The following is a 23,004-nucleotide window of genomic DNA, read 5'->3' as shown; positions in this document are numbered from 1 at the left end:
GGTCGCCTAAAAGACTGGTGCAGAGTCGCAACCTGCTATGACAGATGCGCCAAGATCTTCCTGTCCGCCGTCGCACTCGCGGAAACCGTCATGTTCTGGCTTTGAAGATCAATGAGCCTGAGCCCTAGGATATTATCTCGAAGGTTGGAAGATGGCGTGGGTATCCGGAGAGAGATCACTGGAACTACATAATAGTAATGCCAACAGATCAATTTGTTGTGCGGCATCTTCGATGCGAAAAATAGCTTTTCCGCCTGATCCGTAGGCCGCGGCAAAGTCGCAGCTATCGCCTATAGCTCGATAGGAACCGCCAAACTCAACCGCGTCTATCCCCAATCCTGACTCACCTGAATCCCTGCCAAAACCGCCGATCAAGAAAACGCAGCCTCGACAAGTTATTGTCAAACACCCTCGCTGACATCATGATCTGAATTACCATATTACCTACAGATCGAATCTCAGTCCAAAGTTTGCCTGTATCGCTTGAGGGCGACAGCAACGATCACAAGCATGATTGCACTGATGTTAGCGAGGTCCCCCAATATATCCGCCAAGTCTGCGCCCTTTAGCATGACCTTGCGAACGAGCCGTAGGAAATGCGTCGCGGGGATCGCGCTTCCAATGCCCTGCGCCCATCCCGGCATAGCGGCAAATGGAAACATGAACCCGGACAAGAGGATCGTGGGCAAGAGCGTGAAGAACGAAATCTGCATCGCCTGCATCTGGCTTCGGGCGATGGTCGAAATCAGAAAACCCAATGCCAGATTGACGACGATATAGAGGTTGAAACCTATGAAGAAGGCGAACTCTGATCCCAGAAACGGAACGGAGAAAAGCACACTCGAAACAATCAGAAACACGGCCGTCTGCACATATCCGACAAGGACATAGGGCAGGATCTTGCCCAGCATGACCTCCATTGGCCGGACGGGCGTCGCAATCAACGTCTCCATCGTTCCTTTCTCGGTCTCACGAACAATGGCGACTGCCGTGATCATCACCATGGTGAGGGAAAGAATTATCCCCAACAATCCGGGCACGATGTTGATAGAAGTGTTGCCCTCCGGGTTGTACTGTCGATGCACGACAACGCGAATTGGCTGCGTCGCCACGCCTGCATAGCTCAGTGGGCCGGTCAGTGTCTGCGCGACGGCTCTGTCGATTATGCTGCTCATGGCGGCCGTGCCGCCGCCTACCGCGGTCGGGTCCGAGCCATCTGCCGACAACAGGATCTCAGGCGACCTCCCTCGCAATATATCTCTCTCGAAATCGGGTGGGATAACCACCACGAAGTTTGCCGAGCCGTCACGAAGCGCCGCGTCGCCCTGCTCGCCACTGGTCACGATCCCCTGAAAGTCGAAATAGGTGGAGGTCTGCATCCCCATAATAATGGCCCGCGTCACGGGGCCCTCGTCAGCCATCTCCACCAATGTGGGAAGGTTGCGCGGATCCGAATTGATCGCATAGCCAAAAATCAGAAGTTGCATGATCGGCACTCCGATCATCATCACGAAAGTGACCTTGTCCCGCCGCATCTGGATGAACTCCTTGGCGAGCACGGCCCAGAGACGCGCAAGCGAAAATCGCCACCTCATGAAACCGCACCGCGAAAGTTATCCTCCACGCCGGACATCAAATAGATGAACGCTTCTTCGAGCTCGGCCTCCTTGCGGACCCACTTATATGCCTCATCCTGACCAAATCGCTCCGCAAGCGCGGTCAGCGTTGCCTCATCCGTTCCCGAGACATGCAAGACCGATCCAAATCTGGCGACCTGCATCGTATCGGCGGCGTTTCGGAGTTTTGCCTCGAGTCCCGATATTTCGGGCCCCGTAACGCGCCATGTGTGGAGCCCGATGGTCTTTGGAATGTCTCGTGCGGGGCCGGCGATCAACTTCTTTCCATAGGCGATGTAGGCTATGAAGTCGCATTGGATCGCCTCATCCATATAGTGCGTCGATACCAAAACAGTGACGCCACTGGCCGAAAGCTTGCGGATCTCGTCCCAGAAATCTCTTCGTGCCTTCGGATCCACGCCCGCGGTCGGCTCGTCCAACATGAGCAGCGCAGGCTCGTGGATCATACAGGCTGCCAGCGCAAGTCGCTGCTTCCACCCGCCCGAAAGAGTGCCGGCCAACTGGCTGGATCGATCCGCCAGTCCGAGATTGGCAAGCGCTTGCCCGACACGATGTTTGCGGTTTGGAATCCGATACATCCGCGCAATGAAATCAAGATTCTCACGGATCGTCAGGTCTTCATAAAGCGAGAACCGCTGGGTCATGTACCCGACATTTTCCTTGATGCTTTCCTGTTGCGAAAGAATATCGAAACCCAAGCACGAACCCGAACCGGCATCGGGCGTCAACAGACCACACATCATCCGGATCGTGGTGGTCTTGCCCGATCCGTTTGGCCCGAGAAATCCGTAGATGGCGCCTTTTGGAACCTCGAGATCAAAGCCGTCCACGACGCGCCGACCATCAAAGACCTTGGTGAGGTCCTTGACCGAGATGGCGAGATCGGTCGTCATTCTCGCGGCCTGAGTGACAACGGCTGCCCAGGTAACAAGCCGCCGGCGTTGTCCAGCGCGGCCTCGGCCCTGAAGACCAGACGGGATCGTTCTTCGCTGCTGTAGATGATTGGAGGTGTATACTGGGGCGTTGCTGCGAGCCGAGTCAGTCGCGCAGTCACTTCTGTCGGACAACCGCTGCAGGAAACATCAAATATGTCGCCAAGCGACATTTGCGTACGATCGGCCTCGGGAATGTAGAAGAGCGCTTTCAAACTGTCTGAAGGCAGGATCGAAACGACAGGTGCACCTGCCAGAGCCACTTCGCCTTGCTCGTAGAACACCATGTCGACGCGCCCTCCAACGGGTGCCTCCACGGTCCTGTCGTCAAGCGCGGACCTGGCATCGTCGAGCCGCGCCAAAGCTGCCTCCAAGGTGGCTTCCGCTGCAATCCTCTGGGCATTGCGCGCAGGTAATTCGGCAACCGACAACTGCGCCTGAAGCTGCGCCACTCTTGCATTGGCGCTTTGAAGCGACGCCAAATCGCCATCGACCCGAGCCTGAGAGACCGCCCCAGCCGCAAGCAAACGCTGTGACCGTTCCAATGTTGCCTGCGCGAGGTGTTGGTCCGCCTTTGCCTGATCGAGCGAGGCCACGACAACGTTGATTTCGGCCTCCCGGCCGCCGGTCGCGAGATTTTCCAAGTTTGCTCTCGCCACATCGACTTCTGCCTGGGCCGCGCGCAGCATTGCCGATTGATGCGTATCGTCGCTCTGGAACAAGTTTTGCCCGGCTGAGACGGCTTCGCCCTCGGCAACTTGAATCGATACGATCCTGCCGACCGCGGCGGGTGCGACGTAGACATAATCACCCTCGACGTAGCCATTGTATTCGATGATGTTCGGATCACCGAGGCCCGGAAATACCACACCTATGATAGCTATCAGCCAATCCGGCAGCGACGACATCTCAGGCTCCCTTCTCTGGTCCGAGGCCCGCCAATAAGATCGAAAGGTGATTATCGATCAGATCGCCCATCTCGAAGCCTCCCTCTGGAGCCACATCGAAAATTTCGAACAGTATTATGTGGATAAAGACCGGCCCGACGACCGTTCTGGCGGTCAGCTCCGGATCGATTTTGCGGATGTACCCCCCCTCAACGCCTTGCGCCAAGAGCGCAGAAATGGCGGGAATTGCACGATCCAGCACGGCTTTTCGAAACATGGAGGCAATGCTTGGGGCCGCCGGCGCTTCGTGCAAGACGATCAACGGTACGGCCCGGTTGCGCTTGTCGCTCAAGACCGCGCCCATCATTCGGAGAAACCGCACCAAGACCGGACGCGGGTCACCTTGGTAGTCTGAAATGCTGTCAAACATTGTATCTGAAAGCGGCGCGATCGTCCGGTCCACCAGACCGACGAGTATGGCCTCCTTTGACGGGAAATAGAGGTATACCGCGCCCTTTGAGATCCCAGCCCGTTTGGCAACCTGCTCCACGCTGGTCCGAGCGAACCCCTGCTCGATGAAGAGCGCAAGAGCGGCATCCAGCACTTCATCCGGCCGCGCCTGCGCCCTTCGTCGAAACTTTGGAGGAGTAGATGCCTGCTTTCCCATCCTCAATATATAACTGACCGGTCAGTTATCAGCAAGGTCATGCAGGCTCTCTGAGCCGACTGAGGCAATCCACGAGGAGACCTGATATCAATTGCGCCCTTCGGGCCGAGTTTAGCCCATCCCGCCGCAGTCAGGTGCGGTATGCTAACGCCTCGATGGACCTTATTCGACAGAACTATGAGCGCCGTCCGAGTTGGTTCTTCGAGAACGGCACCGCTCGAAATCGCAAGGGCCTAGCGGCCTAGAATGCCACCCGTGAGGCAGTCTTCCCGCACGGTTCGTGATATCCGCTGGAGCTGCTCGGACAATGGGTTGGTCTTTCTCCAGACCATGCCGATGGCTCTGGACGGGGTAGGATTCGAGAGCCGGGAGACGGCCACCGGCGCGGAGCGGGTCTCGATCGGGACGGCCATCTCCGGGATGAGTGTGACCCCAATCCCTGCCCCGACCATTTGCACCAGTGTAGACAACGAACTTCCCTCCATCAGATCGCGTGGTATCGACGATGTCGGATCGCAGTAGGACAGGGCCTGATCTCGGAAGCAATGCCCCTCCTCCAACAGAAGCAACCGCATTTCCTTGAGCAGCGCTGCATTCGGAACCGGCTTGTCAGCTTCCGATACTGGCCGAACCAAAACGAACTCTTCTTCAAACATGAGCTCTTCGTGCAGTATCGGTTCGGAGATCGGTAATGCGACAATCGCTGTATCCAGATCTCCGCCGGTGAGACCCTCGATCAGCTTTTGTGTGACAGCTTCCCGTGGCCGAGGATCCAGCGCCGGGTATTCCCTTGCAAGGCACTTGATGAACCGGGGCAGGAAATATGGCGCAACGGTGGGTATCACCCCGAACCTCAGCGTTCCGACGAGAGGCCCATGCGATGCCCTTGCCATATCGCCGAGTTCATCGACCGATCGGATGATTTCCCGAGCCCGGGTTACGAATGCTTCGCCGAAAACCGTCAAGCGAAGGCTCTTAGCCCCCCTTTCCAACAATGGCGTCCCCAGCTTGTCCTCCAATGCCTTGATTTGAACAGAGAGCGCCGGTTGCGATATCCCACAATCGTCGGCGGCCCGCCCGAAGTGGCGATGCCGTGCAAGCGCATCGAAGTATTTGAGGTGTCTGATCGTGATGTCCGCCATAATCGGAAACTATCGACTTGATTAGAAAATGCAATTTTTATTGATGGACCGCTTGGTATATAGCGCATGTGAGAAGCGGCTCGGTTGGACACGGAATCGATCAGCATGGGACATGTGCAATGACGCTTGCTCTCAGTGGGCCGCTCACAACAGAAAAGAACGTGTAATCGCGATAGGAGACGAAGATGGACGGAAACAACAACAGTTCAATGGGCAAATGCCCGGTGATGCACGGCGGCAATACTGCGACCAGCGCGACTGTTACGGCCTGGTGGCCCAAGGGCCTGAATCTGGACATTCTGCATCAGCATGACATCAAGACCGACCCTCTTGGACCGGATTTCAACTATCGTGAAGCGGTAAGAACTCTTGATGTCGACGCTGTAAAGCAAGACCTTCACGCGCTCATGACCGACAGCCAGGATTGGTGGCCGGCCGATTGGGGGCATTACGGCGGCTTCATGATCCGTATGGCTTGGCACTCTGCCGGAACCTATCGCCTGTCAGACGGCCGTGGAGGCGGCGGCACGGGCAGCATGCGCTTCGCGCCACTGAACTCCTGGCCAGACAACGTGAGCTTGGATAAGGCACGCCGGCTGCTTTGGCCCATCAAGAAGAAATACGGCAACAAGCTGAGCTGGGCCGACTTGATCATCCTTGCCGGCAATATCGCATACGAATCCATGGGCCTGAAGACATTTGGATTTGCGTTCGGTCGTGAAGACATCTGGCATCCAGAGAACGACACCTACTGGGGTGCAGAAAAGGAATGGCTGGCCGCCAGCGATGGCCGTTACAGCGATCTCGAGAACCCGGCCACAATGGAAAACCCATTGGCAGCAGTTCAGATGGGCCTCATCTACGTGAATCCGGAAGGCGTGAACGGTCAACCAGACCCGCTGCGAACAGCTCTTCATGTTCGTGAAACCTTCGCGCGGATGGCCATGAACGACGAAGAAACCGCCGCGCTGGCGACCGGTGGCCACACTGTTGGCAAGTGCCACGGCAATGGTGACCCAGCCACTCTGGGCGCCGAACCCGAGAGCGGGGAAATCGAAGACCAAGGCTTTGGTTGGCGCAACCCGAATGGCACCTTGAAGGCTAGCGGGTCCATCAGCAGCGGTATCGAAGGTGCTTGGACGACAAATCCGACGCAGTGGGACATGGGTTATTTCAAGCTGCTGTTCGGCTACGACTGGGAGTTGAAGAAAAGCCCCGCCGGCGCTTGGCAGTGGGAGCCCATCGACATCAAGGAAGAGGACAAGCCTCTCGACGCAAGCGACCCGACCATTCGCCGTAATCCGATCATGACAGATGCGGATATGGCCATGAAAATGGATCCCATCTATCGCGGCATCTGCGAAAAGTTCATGGCGGACCCGGACTACTTTGCCGACACCTTTGCTCGGGCTTGGTTCAAGCTGACACATCGCGATATGGGGCCGAGGGTGCGCTACATCGGCCCTGACGTTCCAGAGGAAGTCCTGATCTGGCAAGATCCGGTGCCAGAAGGGCGCAGCGATTATGACGTAGAAGCTGTAAAGGCACGCATTGCAGCTAGCGGGCTGACCCTGAGCGAAATGGTTACGACCGCTTGGGATAGTGCTCGGACCTACCGTGGCTCCGACATGCGTGGCGGTGCCAACGGTGCCCGCATTCGTCTGGCACCCCAGAAGGATTGGGAGGGCAACGAACCTGCACGCCTGAGTAAAGTCCTGGGTGTCTTGCAAGGAATTGCGGACGAGTTTGATGTCAGCGTTGCAGACGTCATCGTCCTGGCCGGAAATCTCGGCGTCGAACAAGCCGCAAAAGCGGCGGGTTTCGATGTCTCCGTCCCGTTCTTGCCTGGCCGTGGCGATGCAACGGATGACATGACGGATGCCGCGTCCTTCGATCCCCTCGAGCCACTCGCGGATGGGTATAGGAACTGGTTGAAGGAAGACTATGCCGTCAGCCCGGAGGAAATCCTGCTGGATCGCACCCAGCTGATGGGGCTAACCGCTAAGGAGATGACCGTTCTTCTTGGTGGAATGCGGGTGCTTGGAACGAATCATGGCGGCACCGCTCACGGAGTGTTCACGGATCGGGTCGGCAGCCTCACAACTGACTTCTTCGTGAATCTGACCGACATGAAATACTCGTGGCATCCCGTTGAAGGTGGCACCTACGAGATCCGCGATCGGAAGTCGGGAGACGTGAAATGGACGGCGACCCGTATCGATCTGGTTTTCGGCTCCAACTCCATCCTGCGGTCTTATTCGGAAGTCTATGCGCAGGACGACAACAAAGAGAAGTTCGTGAAGGATTTCGTCGCTGCTTGGACGAAAGTGATGAACGCTGACCGCTTCGACACGATCGACTAATTGAACGAATGGTCCGTGCGCCGCCTTAAAATGCGGTGCGCGGACCAACACTTTGGTTTGAACGAACTACAAGGCGAGAAGTTCAGCGCATTTTCGACTGGCGACGAAGTTTGCGACGGCTCGGTGGTCGCTAATAGCATCGCATCTCCAATCCTTTTACAGGTTGGTTAGTGAAAAAGCCGGTAGCTATCTCTGCATTCCTATGCCGAACTCACCGCGACTTCCTGAACAATCAACTCCACCCATCGCTCAGTTTCCATGAACGCGACGTCTGCAGCGTCTCTACCTGTTCCGATAATTATCGTATCTTCAGGCGAACTCATGCCAGTCGCATCGACGAGGTGCCACGCTCCACCCAACCAGACCTCGGCCACAGCGTGAAAGTCAGGCGGCTGTACGCCGACCGAGTAAACGGATGTGTATCTTGCCGGGATATTGGCAGCACGCGCCAAGCTGCACATGAGATGGGCATAGTCCCTGCAGACCCCGACCCGGCCCACGAATGTATCAATTGCGGTCGTTTCGGCATTCGAACTGCCGGACACATAGGCAAGCTCTGCGCCGACCCAATTCAGCATGGCGTTGATTTTCGCACCACCAGAGTACTCATCGAACTGCTGCCCCACAAATGAGGTAAACAGATCGGACTGACAAAACCGGGATGGCCTCAAATACGTAAGGACCTCACTGGGAAGCTCGTCGAGCGGCGAGGCTGCAAGGCTATCGAGTGGAATTGATTGCCGATCCACGTCGACTTGCACGCTGTAGGAAAGCTGAAGCTCATCACCTTCGACAAAGGCCCAAGTTCTTTTCCCCAAGCCACTCTCGCCGTCCATGACACGGACAGTTGCGTTGCTGATGACAAGATTGTCAGCGACAACGGTTTGACCGTTTGCGCGTGCGGCTTCCAAGGTCAGGAGGATGCCTTCCTGCCCTTTCAGGCCATACTTCATGTTGACGTCGACCGTGAAACGCATTTTTTGCTTTCTGTTTTGGTTGGTGCAAGTGCTTGATCTAACTCGCCTCGGACAACTTCTGTTCCTTGCACTTGCTCTGCGTTGCACTCTCAGCTTTGATGGATGGGCACCATCAAGACGTTGCGTCTACTGGAGTGATTTGCCCATGATCGACGTTGTTCAGTGACCCAAGCTGATAAAGTCGGCTCAACTCGCTCGTTGCCGACCCCTCGACGGTACGAACGTAGGTTCTAGGTCGCCAAAGCGGTATCGATTGCGACCGAGAGCTTTTGGACGAGTTCGTCGATCTGGCTGTCCTCGATGATAAACGGGGGAGCCAACAGAATGTGGTCACCCAAGCGACCATCAATCGTCCCTGACATAGGATAGCAGATCAAACCAGCATCGAACGCCGCGGATTTCGTGCGTGCGGCTATCTTTCGCGAGGGATCAAAGGGAGCTTTTGTGTCGCGATCCGAAACAAGCTCGATTCCCTGGAAGAGCCCCCTGCCCCGGATATCTCCAATATGCGGATGCTGATTGAATTCATCCGCAAGGGCAGTCATGAGTTTTTCACCCTGCTCTTGCACCCTTGGGATCAGGTTCCTCTCGAGGATGGCGTTTACGACTGCAACTCCCGCAGCGGCTGCCGTCGGATGCCCGAGATAGGTGTGGCCGTGCTGGAAGAATCCACTACCCGCTTCGATCGCGCCATAGATTTGCTTGCTGCACAGCATCGCCCCGATCGGCTGATAGCCTGCTCCTAGCCCCTTGGCGACGCAAACAATGTCCGGGGACACACCTTCTTGTTCGCATGCAAAGAGGCTGCCCGTACGTCCCATTCCGCACATGACCTCATCGAGAATAAGAAGAATGCCGTACTTGTCGCAAATCTCTCGAATGCGCTTGAAATAGCCCGGAGCCGCGGTAAGGGCCCCGGCTGTGGCTCCAACGACCGGTTCGGCAGCAAAAGCCATCACGGTTTCTGGCCCGACACGCAGCAGCTCCTCCTCCAACAGGTTTGCAGCGCGAATGCCATAGTCCTCCAAGCTCTCGCCATCATGCTTCAAACGGTATTCGTAGCAAGGGTCGATGTGGCTCATGTCAATCAGCAAAGGACCAAATTGCTCGCGCCGCCATGCATTTCCTCCTGCGGACAATGCGCCCATCGTATTACCGTGATAGCTTTGTTTGCGTGCAATCACGCGACCACGCTTTGGCTCGCCCTTCTCGACGAAATACTGGCGCGCAAGTTTCAATGCGGCTTCCATGGCTTCGGAACCACCCGAGACCAAATAGACCCGGTCAATATCGCCCGGAGCGTGGTCAATGAGCAGACTTGCAAGTCTCTCTGCAGGTTCAGACGTAAAAAATCCCGTGTGTGCATAGGCCAAACTATCAAGTTGGGCTTTCACCGCCTCGATGATCTCGACGTCGCCATGGCCCAAACAGGACACCGCTGCGCCTCCGGAGGCATCTAGGTATTGCTTCCCTTGACTATCGTATAGGTAGCAACCTTCGCCCCGGACAGCCGTGGGAAATACCTGCTTGGTATGGCGCGGGAATATATGAGACATTGTTGCTCCTATGCGGCTCCGGGGATTTGCACCTGTCGCCCGCTTTCATGGAATTCCTTGAAACTCAGTGACCAAATCGTTCCCGGCCACCTGACCTCCATCTCGCCCAGCCTTGGCCTATAAACCGATGTGTAGAGCGTGCCAAAGCCCGCGTCGAACGCCGTCGAATAGAGCGGCGGGCGCAGGAATGCTCCGATAAATTTGTCCTGCGGATCTCTGTGCAGGCTCAATCTCTGCAAGAGGAAGCGCTCCCGCTCGACGGTCGCCGTGAACCGCGCGTGGCTGATCCACTCGACGCTCTCTTGGTGGTTTGTCGCGACAGCGGCGTGCGTGATGAGGGCAGGACGATCAGGTGCCATCATTGCCGTCAGATACTGGCGTTTTGCGTCCAGAACAGTGACGTTATAACTCATGTGCGTAGGGATCCGAGCAAGCGCCTCCCCCGCCTCTTGAGCAGTCGAGCACGTCTGCAAGACGTATCGAAGGATAAGCGGCACCCCGAAGCCTGGCCCGACGATCCGTCTCCCCCCGAAGGTCAAAGAGATTGCAAGGCCCGCGTCATTCATCCCATCGACTAGCCCCCAAAGCCCATCGGACAGGCCCATCACTTGCCGACCTTGCCAACCGGTCTTCAGTATCAGGCTGTCGAAAGCTTTGGGATTGTAGTCGTAATTGCGGACGAGGACCGGCTCTTGCCCTGTCCAAATTGCCTGTGAACAGCCAGACAAATAGGGTGGCGGGCAATAAAAGCTAAGGAAGCGAGCTGCGCGGTCACCGCCTCCGGCCAAATCACACAGCTGGTCGTACAGCGGGACGATCTCCGGCATATGCTGCTGCAATGCCCGGTATCCTTCGAGATATGTCGGACGAGCAGACTCGCCTTCCTTCAGCCACCATCGCTGATAGTCGGGCCAGTACTCAGCAAACAGCCCGGCCCATTTCGGGCCAGGCAGATCTTCATTGAGTGCGCGCCAAAGCATCACATTATTTTAAATGCTGGATCAGCTAGTGCGGGTCCAGCATTCGCGACAGGCAGTGGTTTCCCATTGACTGTCTGCTTGATCCCGTGAATCCACTTCTTGGCCCGCTCATTCAGGCGGAAATTGCCGGTCATCGAACGCCCCCTGGTCACGAGGATGCCGATATCCGCACCTTCGTAGCGATAGTCTCCGGGTTGAAGGATCCGCAGGAAGAACGCTTCGTTCTCGGACTCAACGGCTCGACGGTGGTAGTCAAAGCGATCGAAGACCACCCGACCATCCTCTAGCATCCTGTAGATCCCGGTCTCAGGGCTTTCGGTGCAAATGTCGACGGTATCATCCGTATGTTTGATAACCATTTGGGACCAGCTGTCGATCATATCGGGATTGGCCCAACGAGCGTTCAATTCGTTGGTATCGAGGTTGAACTTCTTCTTGGAGAATTCAAGCAGGTGGAACAGGAACAATGGCGCATCGGCGTGGGCGAATGCGGCATGGTTGGTCATGGATGATGCGCCTGTTATGCGCGGATTCAGCTCACCCAACCAAAGATCTCCTGTCTTCTTGTCGATCAGGAAATCAAGCTCGAAATAGCCACGATACCCCTCCTTGCGAAGTTGCTCGCCAAACTTGAAGGTCAGTTCTCTCGCTTTCTGACGTACTTTGGGAGGAAAGGCGGTCGACAGGATCTCGTTTCCGCACCAGCCGCCCCGATAGGGTGTCAGTTCCTTGAACCCGACCAGTTCCGTCATCAATGGCCCGACGATCGTTCCTTCCCGTGTTGCACATGCTTCAATCGCGGAACCACGACAATCGATCCGCTTCATGATCTTGATTTCGCCCTCACCCACGATCTCGTGCTCATGACGCCGGAAGTCAGCCTCCGACTTGATGAAGAATGTGGTATGCCCACTATCCCCGAATGCGGATTGCAGGACGAGATCATGACCGATCTTGGCTTTTTCACATGTCTTGCGGAGGTCTTCGTATGACTTGACCTCTGCGAGAACATTGGGAACCGAAGGGACGCCCGCCTTGTTTCCGATGCGGACCGTCTCAATCTTGTTGTCCATCTTAGTACGCAGCTTGGCTTTGGGGAACCAGACTTCGGCGCCGAGTTCCTTTGAAAGCCGCTCGGTCTCTTCATCGAACATCAGGAACACAAACTTGGGCTTGCCGCCCCGGCGCTTAATGAAGTCGATGACTTCTTTATGTTGCAGCAGGTAGTTGTTGATGTCTTCAATCGACTGAAATTCGGCGTGCGGTTGCTCTGACGGGCAGAACACATTCGGATGCTTCCCGCCGTAGCAATCGATATAGCAGATATATTTGAAGTTCTTGACCCATTCATCAAGACCGAGAAGATTGAAATTCGTCGCCGAAATGAAGTAAATCGGATCGTCGTTCCGGTGGAAAAATCGCCGAATTTCCGAGATGTTCTTTAGTACGGTAGGCATATGGTTCCCTTTCCTATTCGGCTGCGGTCTTGATAACTTTTCGTTTCGGCAACGCGGCCAAAGCTTCTGGAGTGAACACCCGAAGGCCGAGATCGGCGCGATATCCGTGAATTTCATTCACATCGAGCGCGAGCATGAATTCAAGGATTTCCTTGCTGATCACCTGCCCCGGGACAAGGATCGGAAACCCTGGTGGATAAGGAATGATAAAACTCGCCGAAACGACTTCCTCTCCCGCGTCCAAGGCCGCTTTGAGCGATCCCTCAAGCTCAAGGTAGTCGCAGTTGGACACGTCATAGCTCAGGTAATAGGCGGTTCTGATATCCCCTTCCGGCGTGACGTTGTCGGGCCGGAACGCGTCGTGAAAGCGACTGAAATCGGGAAGCGGTGGATACTTTTCGGTGAGGTTCTGCACTCTTCTATCAAACGAGAGACGTTCCATCTTTGAGGCATCGTCGAGCAGGTCATCCAACTCTTTTGCGATCTCGACCAGCACCTCGATCAGATACGCGACTGACGACCTTGTCGTTCCGATGTTCGTCATGAACAACACGGTGTTGCGGGACGTCTTGTTGATTTGGATACCGTATTTATCCATCAATACGTCATTCTTGAACGTATCGCCGTCCCAACCGGTGCCACCGACGGCGAGAGTGACGCGGGTGGCATCCAAGACGAAATCGTCTTGTTGCCAACAATCCCACATATCCGTCCAGCCTTGTTCGTTGTCAAAATAGCTGGTCACACCACTTTGGCGATGTTGCGCCGGGATCATGTCGCCAGCGGTCAACACCTTGAAGTATTTCTTCAGCAATGGATGCAGGCTGATCGCGCGCCTCATCGACATGGCGGCCTCTATTTGCCGTTGGACGAATTCGAACCCTTCCAATTCTACCTGTCGGCGCCCGACATCGAGCGAGGCGATGATCTGATAGTTTGGAGATGTCGACGTGTGGGTCATATATGCTTCGTGGAAGCTTTGCTCGACCTCTCCCTTGAAATCTTGATCGTTCACATGGATCATCGACCCTTGCCGCAAAGACGTCAGGGTCTTGTGGGTCGATTGGGTCGCATAAACCCGTACTCTGGCATTCGGCGGCGCGATCAGGCGCACATCCAGCAGCTCTTCGTCCGTCGCGTCTGCAAGGGTCTCTTGTTGCGCTTCGTAGGCACTGCGATGCTCGTCCGTTCTCAACCGTTTCCGCAAATTGTTTGCCGTGCGCATGGCAGTTCGCTGACGATATGTCGGATTGAAACGAGCGAAGGCAAACCACGCCTCATCCCAAAGGAAGATCAGGTCCGGCTTGATCGCGAGGCATTCTTCCATCACGCGTTCGACGTTGTAGACGAGTCCGTCGAAGGTACAATTCGTCAGCAATAGCATCCGAACTCTGTCGAGCTTTCCGGCTGCTTTCAGTGCCAGTAGCTGGTGTTTTATTTCACGTAAAGGGACGGCGCCGTACATGGAGTATTCATTCAACGGATAGCTATCAAGGTAGACGACTTCCGCACCGGCCAGAACCATCCCGTAGTGATGCGACTTGTGGCAATCTCGATCAACAAGGACGATGTCGCCCGGTTGAACCAGTGCTTGCACGACGATCTTGTTACAAGTCGACGTGCCGTTGGTAGCAAAGAAGGTCTGTTTGGACCCGAATGCTCTGCTGGCGAGTTCCTGCGCCTCTTTGATGGGCCCATGCGGTTCGAGCAGACTATCCAGTCCGCCGGACGTGGCCGATGTCTCAGCAAGAAAGATATTCGGCCCGTAGAAGGCCCCCATATCCTGGATCCAATGACTTCTGGTTATCGATTTGCCGCGGCTGATCGGCATGGCGTGAAACACACCCGTCGGCTGCTTGGAGTAGTTGACCAAAGCGGTAAAGAACGGCGTTTTGTTTCTTGCCCCGACGCCACGCAAGATATTGAGATGCAGTTCCATGAAGTCTTCTTGATTGTAGAAGACGCGCCTGCAAATCCCCAAATCCAGCCCGGCAACGTCTTCGACGGACCGCTCTGTCACCAGATATGCATCCAGTTCCGGTCTTACTTGCGCAATCAGTCGGCACAACTCAGGACCGTAATTCTCCGGCTTCATCGTCGCAATTGCTTCGCTTCCCCCAGCCCGGTTCAGGAAGCTTTGAAGAATTTCATTGTCGAGCTTGGACTTTAGGACCAAACCCGGGCGCACCACGATCGCCTGAATGTTGTGGTTGAAGAGCACGGCAATCAGAGCGTCTTCGAGACTAGGCACCACGACCGCCTCGTAGGTGAAGGGGTCTTCGAGACGGCGCATTCCGGTCACGTTGCTTCTGAGCCAGCGTTCCTGTTGCTCATTAACGTTATCAACGATGAGCACCTCGAAGTACGGCTTGGTCAGGGCACGCGCCTCTGGTGACAGCAGCGCTTCATCGTCGTGCTCATCCTTGTCGATGCTGTCATTCTCGAGTGGAATATGTCGACGTCGATAGGCGCCGGTGGTCAAGGCCCGGGTGACCCGCTGGACCGAGAAGGCAAGATTGTCGAAATTGTTGTGCTCGAACTGCCGACGCATGTGATCGAATGCCGACATGCCTGGAAAGGCCCAATAGGGTTCGATAAGCGCCAAAGCTTCGAAGAGCTTTTGGGTTTCGGCTCTGTCCTTTGCCGAACCTTTGCCAGAAGGGTTCTTTGCGAGCGATCCAGTCACCTCTCGCAAAGCGCTCCACCGGTCAGAGCGCAGTTGCGTCGCAGAGTAGTAGTCGCTCACAGAATCCATCGATCGTTCTCCCAGATTTGGCCGAGGTCTTTGGCGGGCTCAACATTCAGAGTGACTATCTACCCACTGATCATCAAGTACTAATCGCCTTTCCCTTGTATGGCGTCTGATCGAGGCCGAGGACCGACTTGCTTGAAGAGACTTCACTCTCGGCCGATGCCGGCACATCTACATGAAGACCGGCTCTCGACCCTTGTGACGGCACCTTGAGCGGTCCGAGAGTATGAAGAAAATCGTCTGTGCCGCTGGCCCGATCATAGACCGAGAAATCCACCGACCGATCTCGAAAACTCTTGAGAACCTGTCCCAGCCCCTTCATGCCGGTTTCACGTTGCCGGCGCACCATCGACAAATCCACCTCGATCGGGAACATGTCTTCTTGCCCACCTGACTGGTGAAGCACCAGTGAGGTCGGATCAACGACACAGGATTTGCCAACTCCCCCGGCACCCAGTCCATTCACATCAATCACATAACACTGAAACTGAGCCGCAGTCGCTCTGGCAATCGCCAGTTCGGCGTCACGGTCCGTCGTACCGGTCAGCACGGGATGCAGCAGCACTTCGACCCCCTGTGATGTCAGCTGCCGCGTCGTCTCCGGGAACCACATGTCATAGCAGATAGACAAACCAAAACGACCCACATCGGGAACGTCGAAGACGCAGAAATCGGTGCCTGCGGCAACCCCCGCCTCATAGGGAAGAAACGGAAACATCTTGGCGTAACGACAGACAATCGCACCGTCCGGATTGATGACCAAGGATGTATTGTAGACCCGACCATCTTCGGGATGCGTCAGGAACATCGACCCGGGGATGAGCCAAATCTTGTGTTTGACGGCTGCTGCCTGAAAAACCTCGATAACGTCGTTCTCAGGAGGCAGCTTGTATTGCTCCAAAGGGCCAAAAGGAGCCAGCTCGCTAAAGAGCACCATTTGGGTCCATGGAAAGCGCGCCATTAGCACATCCAGTCGATGCATCATTCCATCGACGTTTGATTGCAATGCATGGACGTACATCTGCACACCAGCGATGGCGAATGGGGTCATTGAGTATCTTCTCCGTGCTGACAGAGCGGCCCGAACTGGGCCATGTTTGTCTCTGTGATCGGCACGTCCTTACGCCCTTACGACCAGAACGGAAACGGGCGATCTTCGCACAATCCTGTCAGCGTTTGAGCCAACCAGGAATTCTCGCACCCGGTCTGGTTTGTGGGAGGCCATGACGATCAAGTCGCAACCGATCTCTTCGACCGATTGCAGGACTTTCTTGTGTATCGTCCCGAACGCGAGGTGTTGATGGACGGTGACGTCATCCGGCACTTCCTTCCTGACGATCGCGTCGAGTGCAGAGTTCGCAGCACTGATCGCCTTCTCTTCAAAATCTTCTGGAAAGAAGCTCTCAACCAACGGTGTTCCCAAGTCGGGAACCACAGACATGACATGCAGTTCCCCACCGGACGTCCGAACGATTTCGACCGCCTGTGGCAAGGCTTTTTCCCAGGAGGCCTGCGCATTCAGATCAAGAGTAAGCAAGACTTTGTTAAACATCGCCTATTTCCTTATGCTTTTGCTGAATTGCGCGACACACCACTGGATCGGCTGCGCTGCAGGAACACGACGAGCGCGAGTAGCAAGAGTGCCGGGATGAACATCAGATACTTGCTCGGCTGACTGACCGGTCGCAAGACACGCAAGACTTCTTGATCCCAATCAAGCCCAGCCGCCTGAGCCGGCGAACCATAGCTCACATCGTCGATAAAGAGCGAACTGCCGTCTTCGCGGAAGACCAGACCTGCGTTTTCCAGCCGCTCCTCTCCGGTCGCGCCATCTTCGATCGGCAAAATCGCGACGAACTCGATCGGATCCCCGAGATCGTTCATCCCGGCCACACGAAGTCGAAGGTCTTCTCCGACGGGCGTTGCCAAGGCTGCCGCCGCAATTTCGGTAGGCTGTTCCTCTGTGAACGGTGCCGAGACCATGTCCATCCAAAAACCGGGCCGGAACAGCGTAAACGCGATCAAGAGCAGCGCGATCGTCTCGTAGAATTTGTTCTTGGCAAGGAACCACCCTTGTGTCGCCGCCGCGAACAAGAGCATCGCAATCGTGGCGACAATGAACACGAATATGCCTTGCGTCATCGTCACATCGATCAGGAGCAATTCCGTGTTGAAGATGAACAAGAACGGCAGAGCAGCCGTGCGCAGCGAATAGAAGAACGCCACGACACCTGTTCTGATCGGATCGCCACCGGAAACCGCGGCGGCAGCAAAGCTCGCCAGACCCACAGGCGGAGTGACGTCTGCCATGATCCCGAAGTAGAAGACAAAGAGGTGAACGGCAATCAATGGCACGATCAGCCCGTTTTGCTGCCCAAGTGTCACGATCACAGGGGCAAGCAAGGCGGATACGACGATGTAGTTTGCCGTCGTCGGCAACCCCATTCCCAGAATAAGCGAAAGGACCGCCGTCAACATAAGGATAGCCAGAATGTTGCCGCCCGAAAGGACTTCCACAACATCGGCGAGAGCCGAGCCGACACCGGTTTGGCTAACCGCACCGACGATGATACCCGCCGTCGCCGTGGCAATGCCGATCCCGATCATGTTGCGGGCGCCGGTTTCAAGCCCGTCTAGCAGGTCCTTGAAGCCTTGATGAATGGCGGCATGCAATTGGCCCTGACGCCGCATAAGTGCGGTAAGCGGCCGCTGGGTGACCAAAATGAACACCATGTATGCGGTTGCCCAGAACGCAGACAGCCCCGGCGACAACCGGTCGACCATCAGCGCCCAAACCAAGACCACTACGGGAAGTATGAAGTGGAGGCCGGATCTGACAGTCGGGCCCGGCAGCGGGAGGGCCGTTACCGGAGCATTCGGATCATCTAGCTCCAATGGTTTCTCTCGGGATGAGATATAAAGTAGCCCGACATACACAGCCGTCAGAAAGACGAAGATGATATAGGCAGCTGTTTCCGGGAATGCGGGACGGATCCAGCCCATTCCATAATAGACTGCGAAAGAGATCGCGCAGATTGCGGCAATTGTGAATGCGATACCGATCAACCTCTGGACGATCGGTTTCGGTGTATACGCTCTCGGGAGCCCCTCCATCCCGGCCTTCAGCGCCTCGAGGTGGACGATATAGACCAAGGCGATGTACGAAATGACTGCCGGCAAGAAGGCGTGTTTGACGACGTCAAAATACGGAATGCCGACATATTCGACCATAAGGAAGGCAGCCGCCCCCATCACGGGCGGCATGATCTGACCATTGACCGAAGAGGCGACTTCCACCGCGCCTGCTTTTTCGGCAGAGAAACCCACCTTCTTCATCAGCGGAATCGTAAAGGTTCCGGTTGTCACGACGTTGGCGATCGACGATCCGGAGATCAGACCGGTCATGGCCGAGGAGACCACGGCCGCCTTGGCCGGTCCGCCCTTCATGTGCCCCATCAGACTGAAGGCAACCTGGATGAAATAGTTCCCGGCACCAGCCCGGTCGAGCAAGGAACCGAAAAGAACAAACAGGAACACGAAGCTTGTGGACACCCCCAACGCGATCCCAAAGACGCCCTGCGTGGTAATCCATTGATGGTTTACGATCTCGGAAAGGTTGTTGCCCTTGTGAGAAATCAGGTCGGGCATATACGGACCAAGCACGGTGTATATCAAGAACACCGACGCCACGATCATCAGTGCCGGTCCAAGTGCCCTCCTCGTTGCTTCCAACAACAGGATGATCCCAATGACGGCGACTACGAAGTCCTGCGTGATTGGCGCACCGACGCGCCCTGAAATTGAAGAGTAGTATATCCAGATATAGAGAGCCGCACAGGCTGCGAGGACCGCCATGGCCCATTCCCACAAAGGAATACGCTCTTTGGGCGAGCCAAGAATGACTGCCGCTGCGACAGCCAAGGAAATCAGGGGAATCCACCAAGTTGAAGTACCGTCCTTGGCAGAAACGAAGAAGAGACCGCCGAGGATGAGCGGCACTGCAATGCCAAGGCTCAGCTGAACTTTGGTCCTCGCAGCGGGAAACACCAAGAACGCTAGAAAGATCGCGAACCCGAGATGGATAGAGCGAGCTTCCGTCGAGTTAAAGACACCGAAACCTGCCATGAACGGAAGGGGTGAAGCGATCCAGAGTTGGAACAGCGACCAAGCGACGGCGACAACGCTGATGAATATTGCCAAGGTTCCGGAGTTACCACGGCCACCGGTATCAGAAGAAGCAACAAGTGCATCGAGTTCGGCTTGGCTCAACCCGCCTCGCCCCGCAGCGGAATTCTCTACCGCCGCCGCTTGCATCTGGTCTTGTTCGGATCGCTGATCGCTCATCTTATGCCCCTGATTTGACCGCCGAAGTAGGCAAGCGACGCAATCGTCGCTTTGAACCCAGCCTGCTGGGCTCTAGAAAAACAAGCGGCCCCCAAGGAGGTTGGGGGCCGCGAAGTCTCGGTTACTCGATCCAGCCACGTTCCCGATAGTACTGCTCGGCACCAGGATGCAGAGGAGCAGACAGGCCGTCGGCAATCATCTCTTCTTCTGCGAGGTTGGCGAATGCAGGATGGAGGCCGCGGAACCGGTCAAAATTCTCGAAGACCGCCTTTACGACTTCATACACCACATCGTCGGGGACCGTTGCCGAGGTCACGAACGTTGCCTTCACGCCGAATGTCGAAACGTCGTCCGGTGACCCTTCGTACATCCCACCCGGAATTGTCGCGGCTGCATAATAGGGATTGTCCGCAATCAAGGCGTCGATCTCGGGCCCTGTGACTGGAACCAGAACGGTCTCGGTTGTCGACGCCGCTTCCTGGATCGAGCCATTTGGATGTCCAACGGTATAGATGATTGCATCTACGTTGTTGTCACCCAAAGCTGCTGCCTGTTCGGCGGGAGCGAGCTCGGAGGCCAACGAGAAATCATCCATCGACCAACCAAGCGCGTTGAGCACAACTTCCATCGTGGCGCGTTGACCGGAGCCCGGGTTCCCGACGTTGACGCGCATGCCCTTGAGATCGGAAAAGTCGGTGATGCCAGCGTCAGCGCGGGCGACGACCGTGAAGGGTTCGCCATGGACCGAGAATACAGCTCTCAGGTCAGGCATCTCGTTGCCTTCGAACTCCGAAGAGCCGTTGAAGGCATGGAACTGCCAATCGGACTGGGCGACGCCCATATCCATATCGCCTGCGTTGATCGCGTTGATGTTTGCGATCGAACCACCAGTTGATGGCGCGGTGCACCTCAGGTTGTGTTCGGCCGTGCCACGGTTGACGAGGCGGCAAATGGATTGCCCCACCACGAAGTAGACGCCCGTTTGTCCGCCTGTGCCAATTGTAATGAATCGCTCCTGCGCCATCGCGGCGGTGCTCGCCAACATGGCACCTGCAAGTGCTAGTGGTCTGATTATGTCCATATTTCTTCTCCCGTTGGTAGCGACAATGACTGCGCCCTCCTTTATGGAGAGCGCTTTTTCGTGGCCCTACTCAACTCTAACACAGAGAGTAGGCATTACGACAACGGACTTGTTTTTCACATACCGCTCACCTGCGAGGTGAGAAACAGGTCCGAACTCCCTTAGTGGGATAACCACGCAAAAACTGATCGTTACCTGACGCTAGTGCTGTTTATTATTTTGAGCAAGAGACTTGTTCCACGAGGGTCGCACTCGGAAAAATCGAATATTCGCGAGACGCTATGTGCTGTTTTGAGCAACGCGGATACGCTAGAGGGCACGAAGTTTGATGAACAACACGTCGATTGAATTACGCGCTCGTCACCAGCTTTTCATGCATAGTAGACGGAATATGGCCCTGTTTTCTTGGCTTTTCTCGGCAATTCGATCGGCGCTGCATGACCCAGGATCGACGCCTCATCTTTCTGGCGGCGAGCTCCAAGTCTCTGATGTTTACCTCTCAGGGGCTATCCTAGCTGCGGTCCAAAGTATTGCATGTCCAAGCGTTGCGCTGCTCTTATGGAACCAAGAACCGTCGCTCAGCAAGATAGGGACCAAGCATGCACACAAATAAAGATCTCAGCAGATTCTCTATCCTTGCCCTGTGCATCGTGTGTGCCGCCTTCTCTGCGCTCGGGCTGGCTTTCTCGATTTGGTTGCTGATCCCGCTTGTCCTGTTTCTGTCACTAAGCTTGCTCGGAATCATGGATGTGATCCAACGCGATCATTCGATTCTGAGAAATTATCCTGTGATCGGTCACATGAGATTTCTTTTTGAGGGGATACGACCCGAGATCAGACAATATCTGATCGAGAGCGATCAGGACGAAGAACCCTTCAGTCGAGACGCAAGATCCTTGGTCTACCAACGCGCAAAGGGTATGGAGGATAAACGGCCGTTTGGCACACGAATGCGTGTCTACGATGCTGGGTATTCCTGGGTGACCCACTCGGTTGCTCCGAAACACTTGGAGAGCACTGACTTTCGGGTGCGCATTGGAGGGGACAACTGCGCGCAACCCTATGATGCTTCGATCTACAACATATCAGCCATGAGTTTTGGGTCGCTTTCGGCCAACGCCATCCTCGCGTTGAACACAGGTGCGAAGATCGGCGGCTTTGCGCATGATACGGGCGAAGGCGGGATCAGCAGATATCATCGGCAAGGGGGTGGTGACCTAATCTATGAGATCGGGTCGGGCTATTTCGGGTGCCGGAATGATGATGGCAGTTTTAGTGCTGAGAAGTTTGCCGAACAAGCATCCCATCCGCAGATCAAGATGATCGAACTGAAACTGAGCCAAGGCGCAAAGCCCGGACATGGCGGGATGCTTCCTGCAGCAAAAATCAGCCCAGAAATCGCCGAAGCCCGGGGCATTCCGATGGGTCAGGATTGCGTCTCGCCGGCGAGCCATTTAGCGTTTTCGACACCAACTGAAATGATGCAGTTCATTGGGCTGCTGCGAGAGGCATCAAAGGGCAAACCAGTGGGCTTCAAGCTGTGTATAGGCCATCAGCGAGAGTTCATGTGCATTGTCAAAGCCATGTTGGAAACCGAAATCGTGCCTGATTTCATAGTGATCGACGGAACAGAGGGTGGCACCGGCGCCGCACCTCTTGAGTTTGCCAACCATGTCGGCATGCCGATGGTGGAGGGGCTGACATTCGTTCACAACACGCTTCGCGGCGCCGGCTTGCGAGATCAGGTAAAACTCGGCGCTGCCGGCAAGATCGTCTCGGCGTTCGACATTGCGAGAACCCTCGCTATTGGCGCGGATTGGTGCAATTCAGCCCGTGGCTACATGTTTGCGATCGGCTGCATTCAAGCACAAGCCTGCCATACGAACCATTGCCCGGTCGGCGTAGCCACCCAGGACCCCTTGCGTCAACGAGCACTTGATCCAATTGGGAAAAGCAAGCGTGTTGCGAATTTTCATCGCAATACTCTCGAGGCATTGGGCGAGATGACCGGAGCCGCTGGATTGACTGACCCGAGTGAGTTCCTTCCCCGGCACCTCATGATCCGTCAATCAGATGCTCAAATGGTAACTGGGGACCAAGCTTTCACGAGCATTGAGATCGGATCGCTTCTGCAGACGGGCAAAGATGACCCGGGAGGATATCGAAAGCGTTGGGCCAGAGCGCGTGCAGATCACTTCGAACCCGTGGATTGACATCACGGCCTCGGAA

At 55.7% G+C, this 23,004-nt stretch carries 16 protein-coding genes and 1 pseudogene; 3 read left to right on the top strand and 14 right to left on the bottom strand.

All coding sequences use genetic code 11. The features are described 5' to 3' along the window. A pseudogene (locus LOM8899_RS23115) lies at positions 1-105 on the top strand (IS5/IS1182 family transposase); the annotation flags it as partial. Positions 106-458: 353 nt separating this feature from the next. Here the strand turns inward: LOM8899_RS23115 and LOM8899_RS21410 are convergent. The 5 genes from LOM8899_RS21410 to LOM8899_RS21390 all read right to left on the bottom strand — a co-directional run bounded on the left by LOM8899_RS21410 (position 459) and on the right by LOM8899_RS21390 (position 5,265). Continuing rightward, positions 459-1,595 carry an ABC transporter permease gene (locus tag LOM8899_RS21410; protein ID WP_093994287.1) on the bottom strand — a complete coding sequence of 379 codons (1,137 nt, stop codon included), beginning with the start codon at positions 1,593-1,595 and terminating at the stop codon, positions 459-461. Continuing rightward, positions 1,592-2,530, bottom strand: a complete 939-nt coding sequence (locus LOM8899_RS21405; RefSeq protein ID WP_093994286.1) for an ABC transporter ATP-binding protein — start codon at positions 2,528-2,530, stop codon at positions 1,592-1,594. Before LOM8899_RS21405 ends, LOM8899_RS21410 begins: the two co-directional genes overlap by 4 nt. Then, positions 2,527-3,477: an HlyD family secretion protein gene (locus LOM8899_RS21400; protein ID WP_093994285.1), complete on the bottom strand. Its 951-nt coding sequence runs from the start codon at positions 3,475-3,477 to the stop codon at positions 2,527-2,529. Before LOM8899_RS21400 ends, LOM8899_RS21405 begins: the two co-directional genes overlap by 4 nt. 1 nt (position 3,478) lies before the next feature. Further along, on the bottom strand, positions 3,479-4,123 hold the full coding sequence (locus LOM8899_RS21395; RefSeq protein ID WP_093994284.1) for a TetR/AcrR family transcriptional regulator: 645 nt from the start codon (positions 4,121-4,123) through the stop codon (positions 3,479-3,481). A 233-nt stretch (positions 4,124-4,356) separates the two neighbouring features. Then, positions 4,357-5,265 (bottom strand): LysR substrate-binding domain-containing protein, encoded by a 909-nt coding sequence (locus LOM8899_RS21390; RefSeq protein WP_093994283.1) that lies wholly within the window; start codon positions 5,263-5,265, stop codon positions 4,357-4,359. Between the two features lie 185 nt (positions 5,266-5,450). Here LOM8899_RS21390 and katG point away from each other — a divergent pair, with 185 nt between their 5' ends. Beyond that, complete coding sequence (gene katG / locus LOM8899_RS21385) at positions 5,451-7,628, top strand: catalase/peroxidase HPI (protein ID WP_093994282.1); 2,178 nt, start codon at positions 5,451-5,453, stop codon at positions 7,626-7,628. 200 nt (positions 7,629-7,828) lie between these two features. Here katG and LOM8899_RS21380 read toward each other — a convergent pair whose 3' ends face one another. The 9 genes from LOM8899_RS21380 to LOM8899_RS21340 form a co-directional block, all read right to left on the bottom strand. Further along, positions 7,829-8,605, bottom strand: coding sequence for a transglutaminase-like domain-containing protein (locus tag LOM8899_RS21380; protein ID WP_093994281.1), 777 nt, complete (start codon positions 8,603-8,605; stop codon positions 7,829-7,831). A gap of 230 nt (positions 8,606-8,835) precedes the next feature. Then, positions 8,836-10,161 carry an aspartate aminotransferase family protein gene (locus LOM8899_RS21375; RefSeq protein WP_093994280.1) on the bottom strand — a complete coding sequence of 442 codons (1,326 nt, stop codon included), beginning with the start codon at positions 10,159-10,161 and terminating at the stop codon, positions 8,836-8,838. Positions 10,162-10,169: 8 nt separating this feature from the next. Continuing rightward, positions 10,170-11,141: a C45 family autoproteolytic acyltransferase/hydrolase gene (locus LOM8899_RS21370; RefSeq protein WP_093994279.1), complete on the bottom strand. Its 972-nt coding sequence runs from the start codon at positions 11,139-11,141 to the stop codon at positions 10,170-10,172. Continuing rightward, a complete protein-coding gene (locus LOM8899_RS21365) occupies positions 11,141-12,598 on the bottom strand; it encodes a biotin carboxylase (protein ID WP_093994278.1) in 1,458 nt (485 codons plus the stop codon). The genes LOM8899_RS21370 and LOM8899_RS21365 overlap by 1 nt, the downstream gene beginning before the upstream one ends. Before the next feature lie 13 nt (positions 12,599-12,611). Continuing rightward, positions 12,612-15,353 carry an aminotransferase class I/II-fold pyridoxal phosphate-dependent enzyme gene (locus LOM8899_RS21360; RefSeq protein WP_093994277.1) on the bottom strand — a complete coding sequence of 914 codons (2,742 nt, stop codon included), beginning with the start codon at positions 15,351-15,353 and terminating at the stop codon, positions 12,612-12,614. A 73-nt stretch (positions 15,354-15,426) separates the two neighbouring features. Further along, positions 15,427-16,401 carry a carbon-nitrogen hydrolase family protein gene (locus tag LOM8899_RS21355; RefSeq protein ID WP_093994276.1) on the bottom strand — a complete coding sequence of 325 codons (975 nt, stop codon included), beginning with the start codon at positions 16,399-16,401 and terminating at the stop codon, positions 15,427-15,429. 69 nt (positions 16,402-16,470) lie between these two features. Beyond that, positions 16,471-16,902 carry a universal stress protein gene (locus tag LOM8899_RS21350; protein WP_093994275.1) on the bottom strand — a complete coding sequence of 144 codons (432 nt, stop codon included), beginning with the start codon at positions 16,900-16,902 and terminating at the stop codon, positions 16,471-16,473. 11 nt (positions 16,903-16,913) lie between these two features. Further along, positions 16,914-19,694: a TRAP transporter permease gene (locus tag LOM8899_RS21345; protein WP_093994274.1), complete on the bottom strand. Its 2,781-nt coding sequence runs from the start codon at positions 19,692-19,694 to the stop codon at positions 16,914-16,916. 121 nt (positions 19,695-19,815) lie between these two features. Continuing rightward, positions 19,816-20,775 (bottom strand): TAXI family TRAP transporter solute-binding subunit, encoded by a 960-nt coding sequence (locus LOM8899_RS21340; protein ID WP_093994273.1) that lies wholly within the window; start codon positions 20,773-20,775, stop codon positions 19,816-19,818. A gap of 599 nt (positions 20,776-21,374) precedes the next feature. On the opposite strand from LOM8899_RS21340, the gene LOM8899_RS21335 reads away from it, so the two are divergent. After that, the gene (locus LOM8899_RS21335) at positions 21,375-22,988 is read left to right on the top strand and encodes an FMN-binding glutamate synthase family protein (protein ID WP_093994272.1); all 1,614 of its coding nucleotides are present in this window, start codon (positions 21,375-21,377) and stop codon (positions 22,986-22,988) included. Positions 22,989-23,004: the final 16 nt, after the last annotated feature.

It is taken from the genome of Flavimaricola marinus, assembly GCF_900184895.1.
Taxonomy (GTDB): domain Bacteria; phylum Pseudomonadota; class Alphaproteobacteria; order Rhodobacterales; family Rhodobacteraceae; genus Flavimaricola; species Flavimaricola marinus.
The sequence above is the reverse complement of the archived record's forward strand: the minus strand, read 5'-3'. Positions and strand labels throughout refer to the sequence as shown.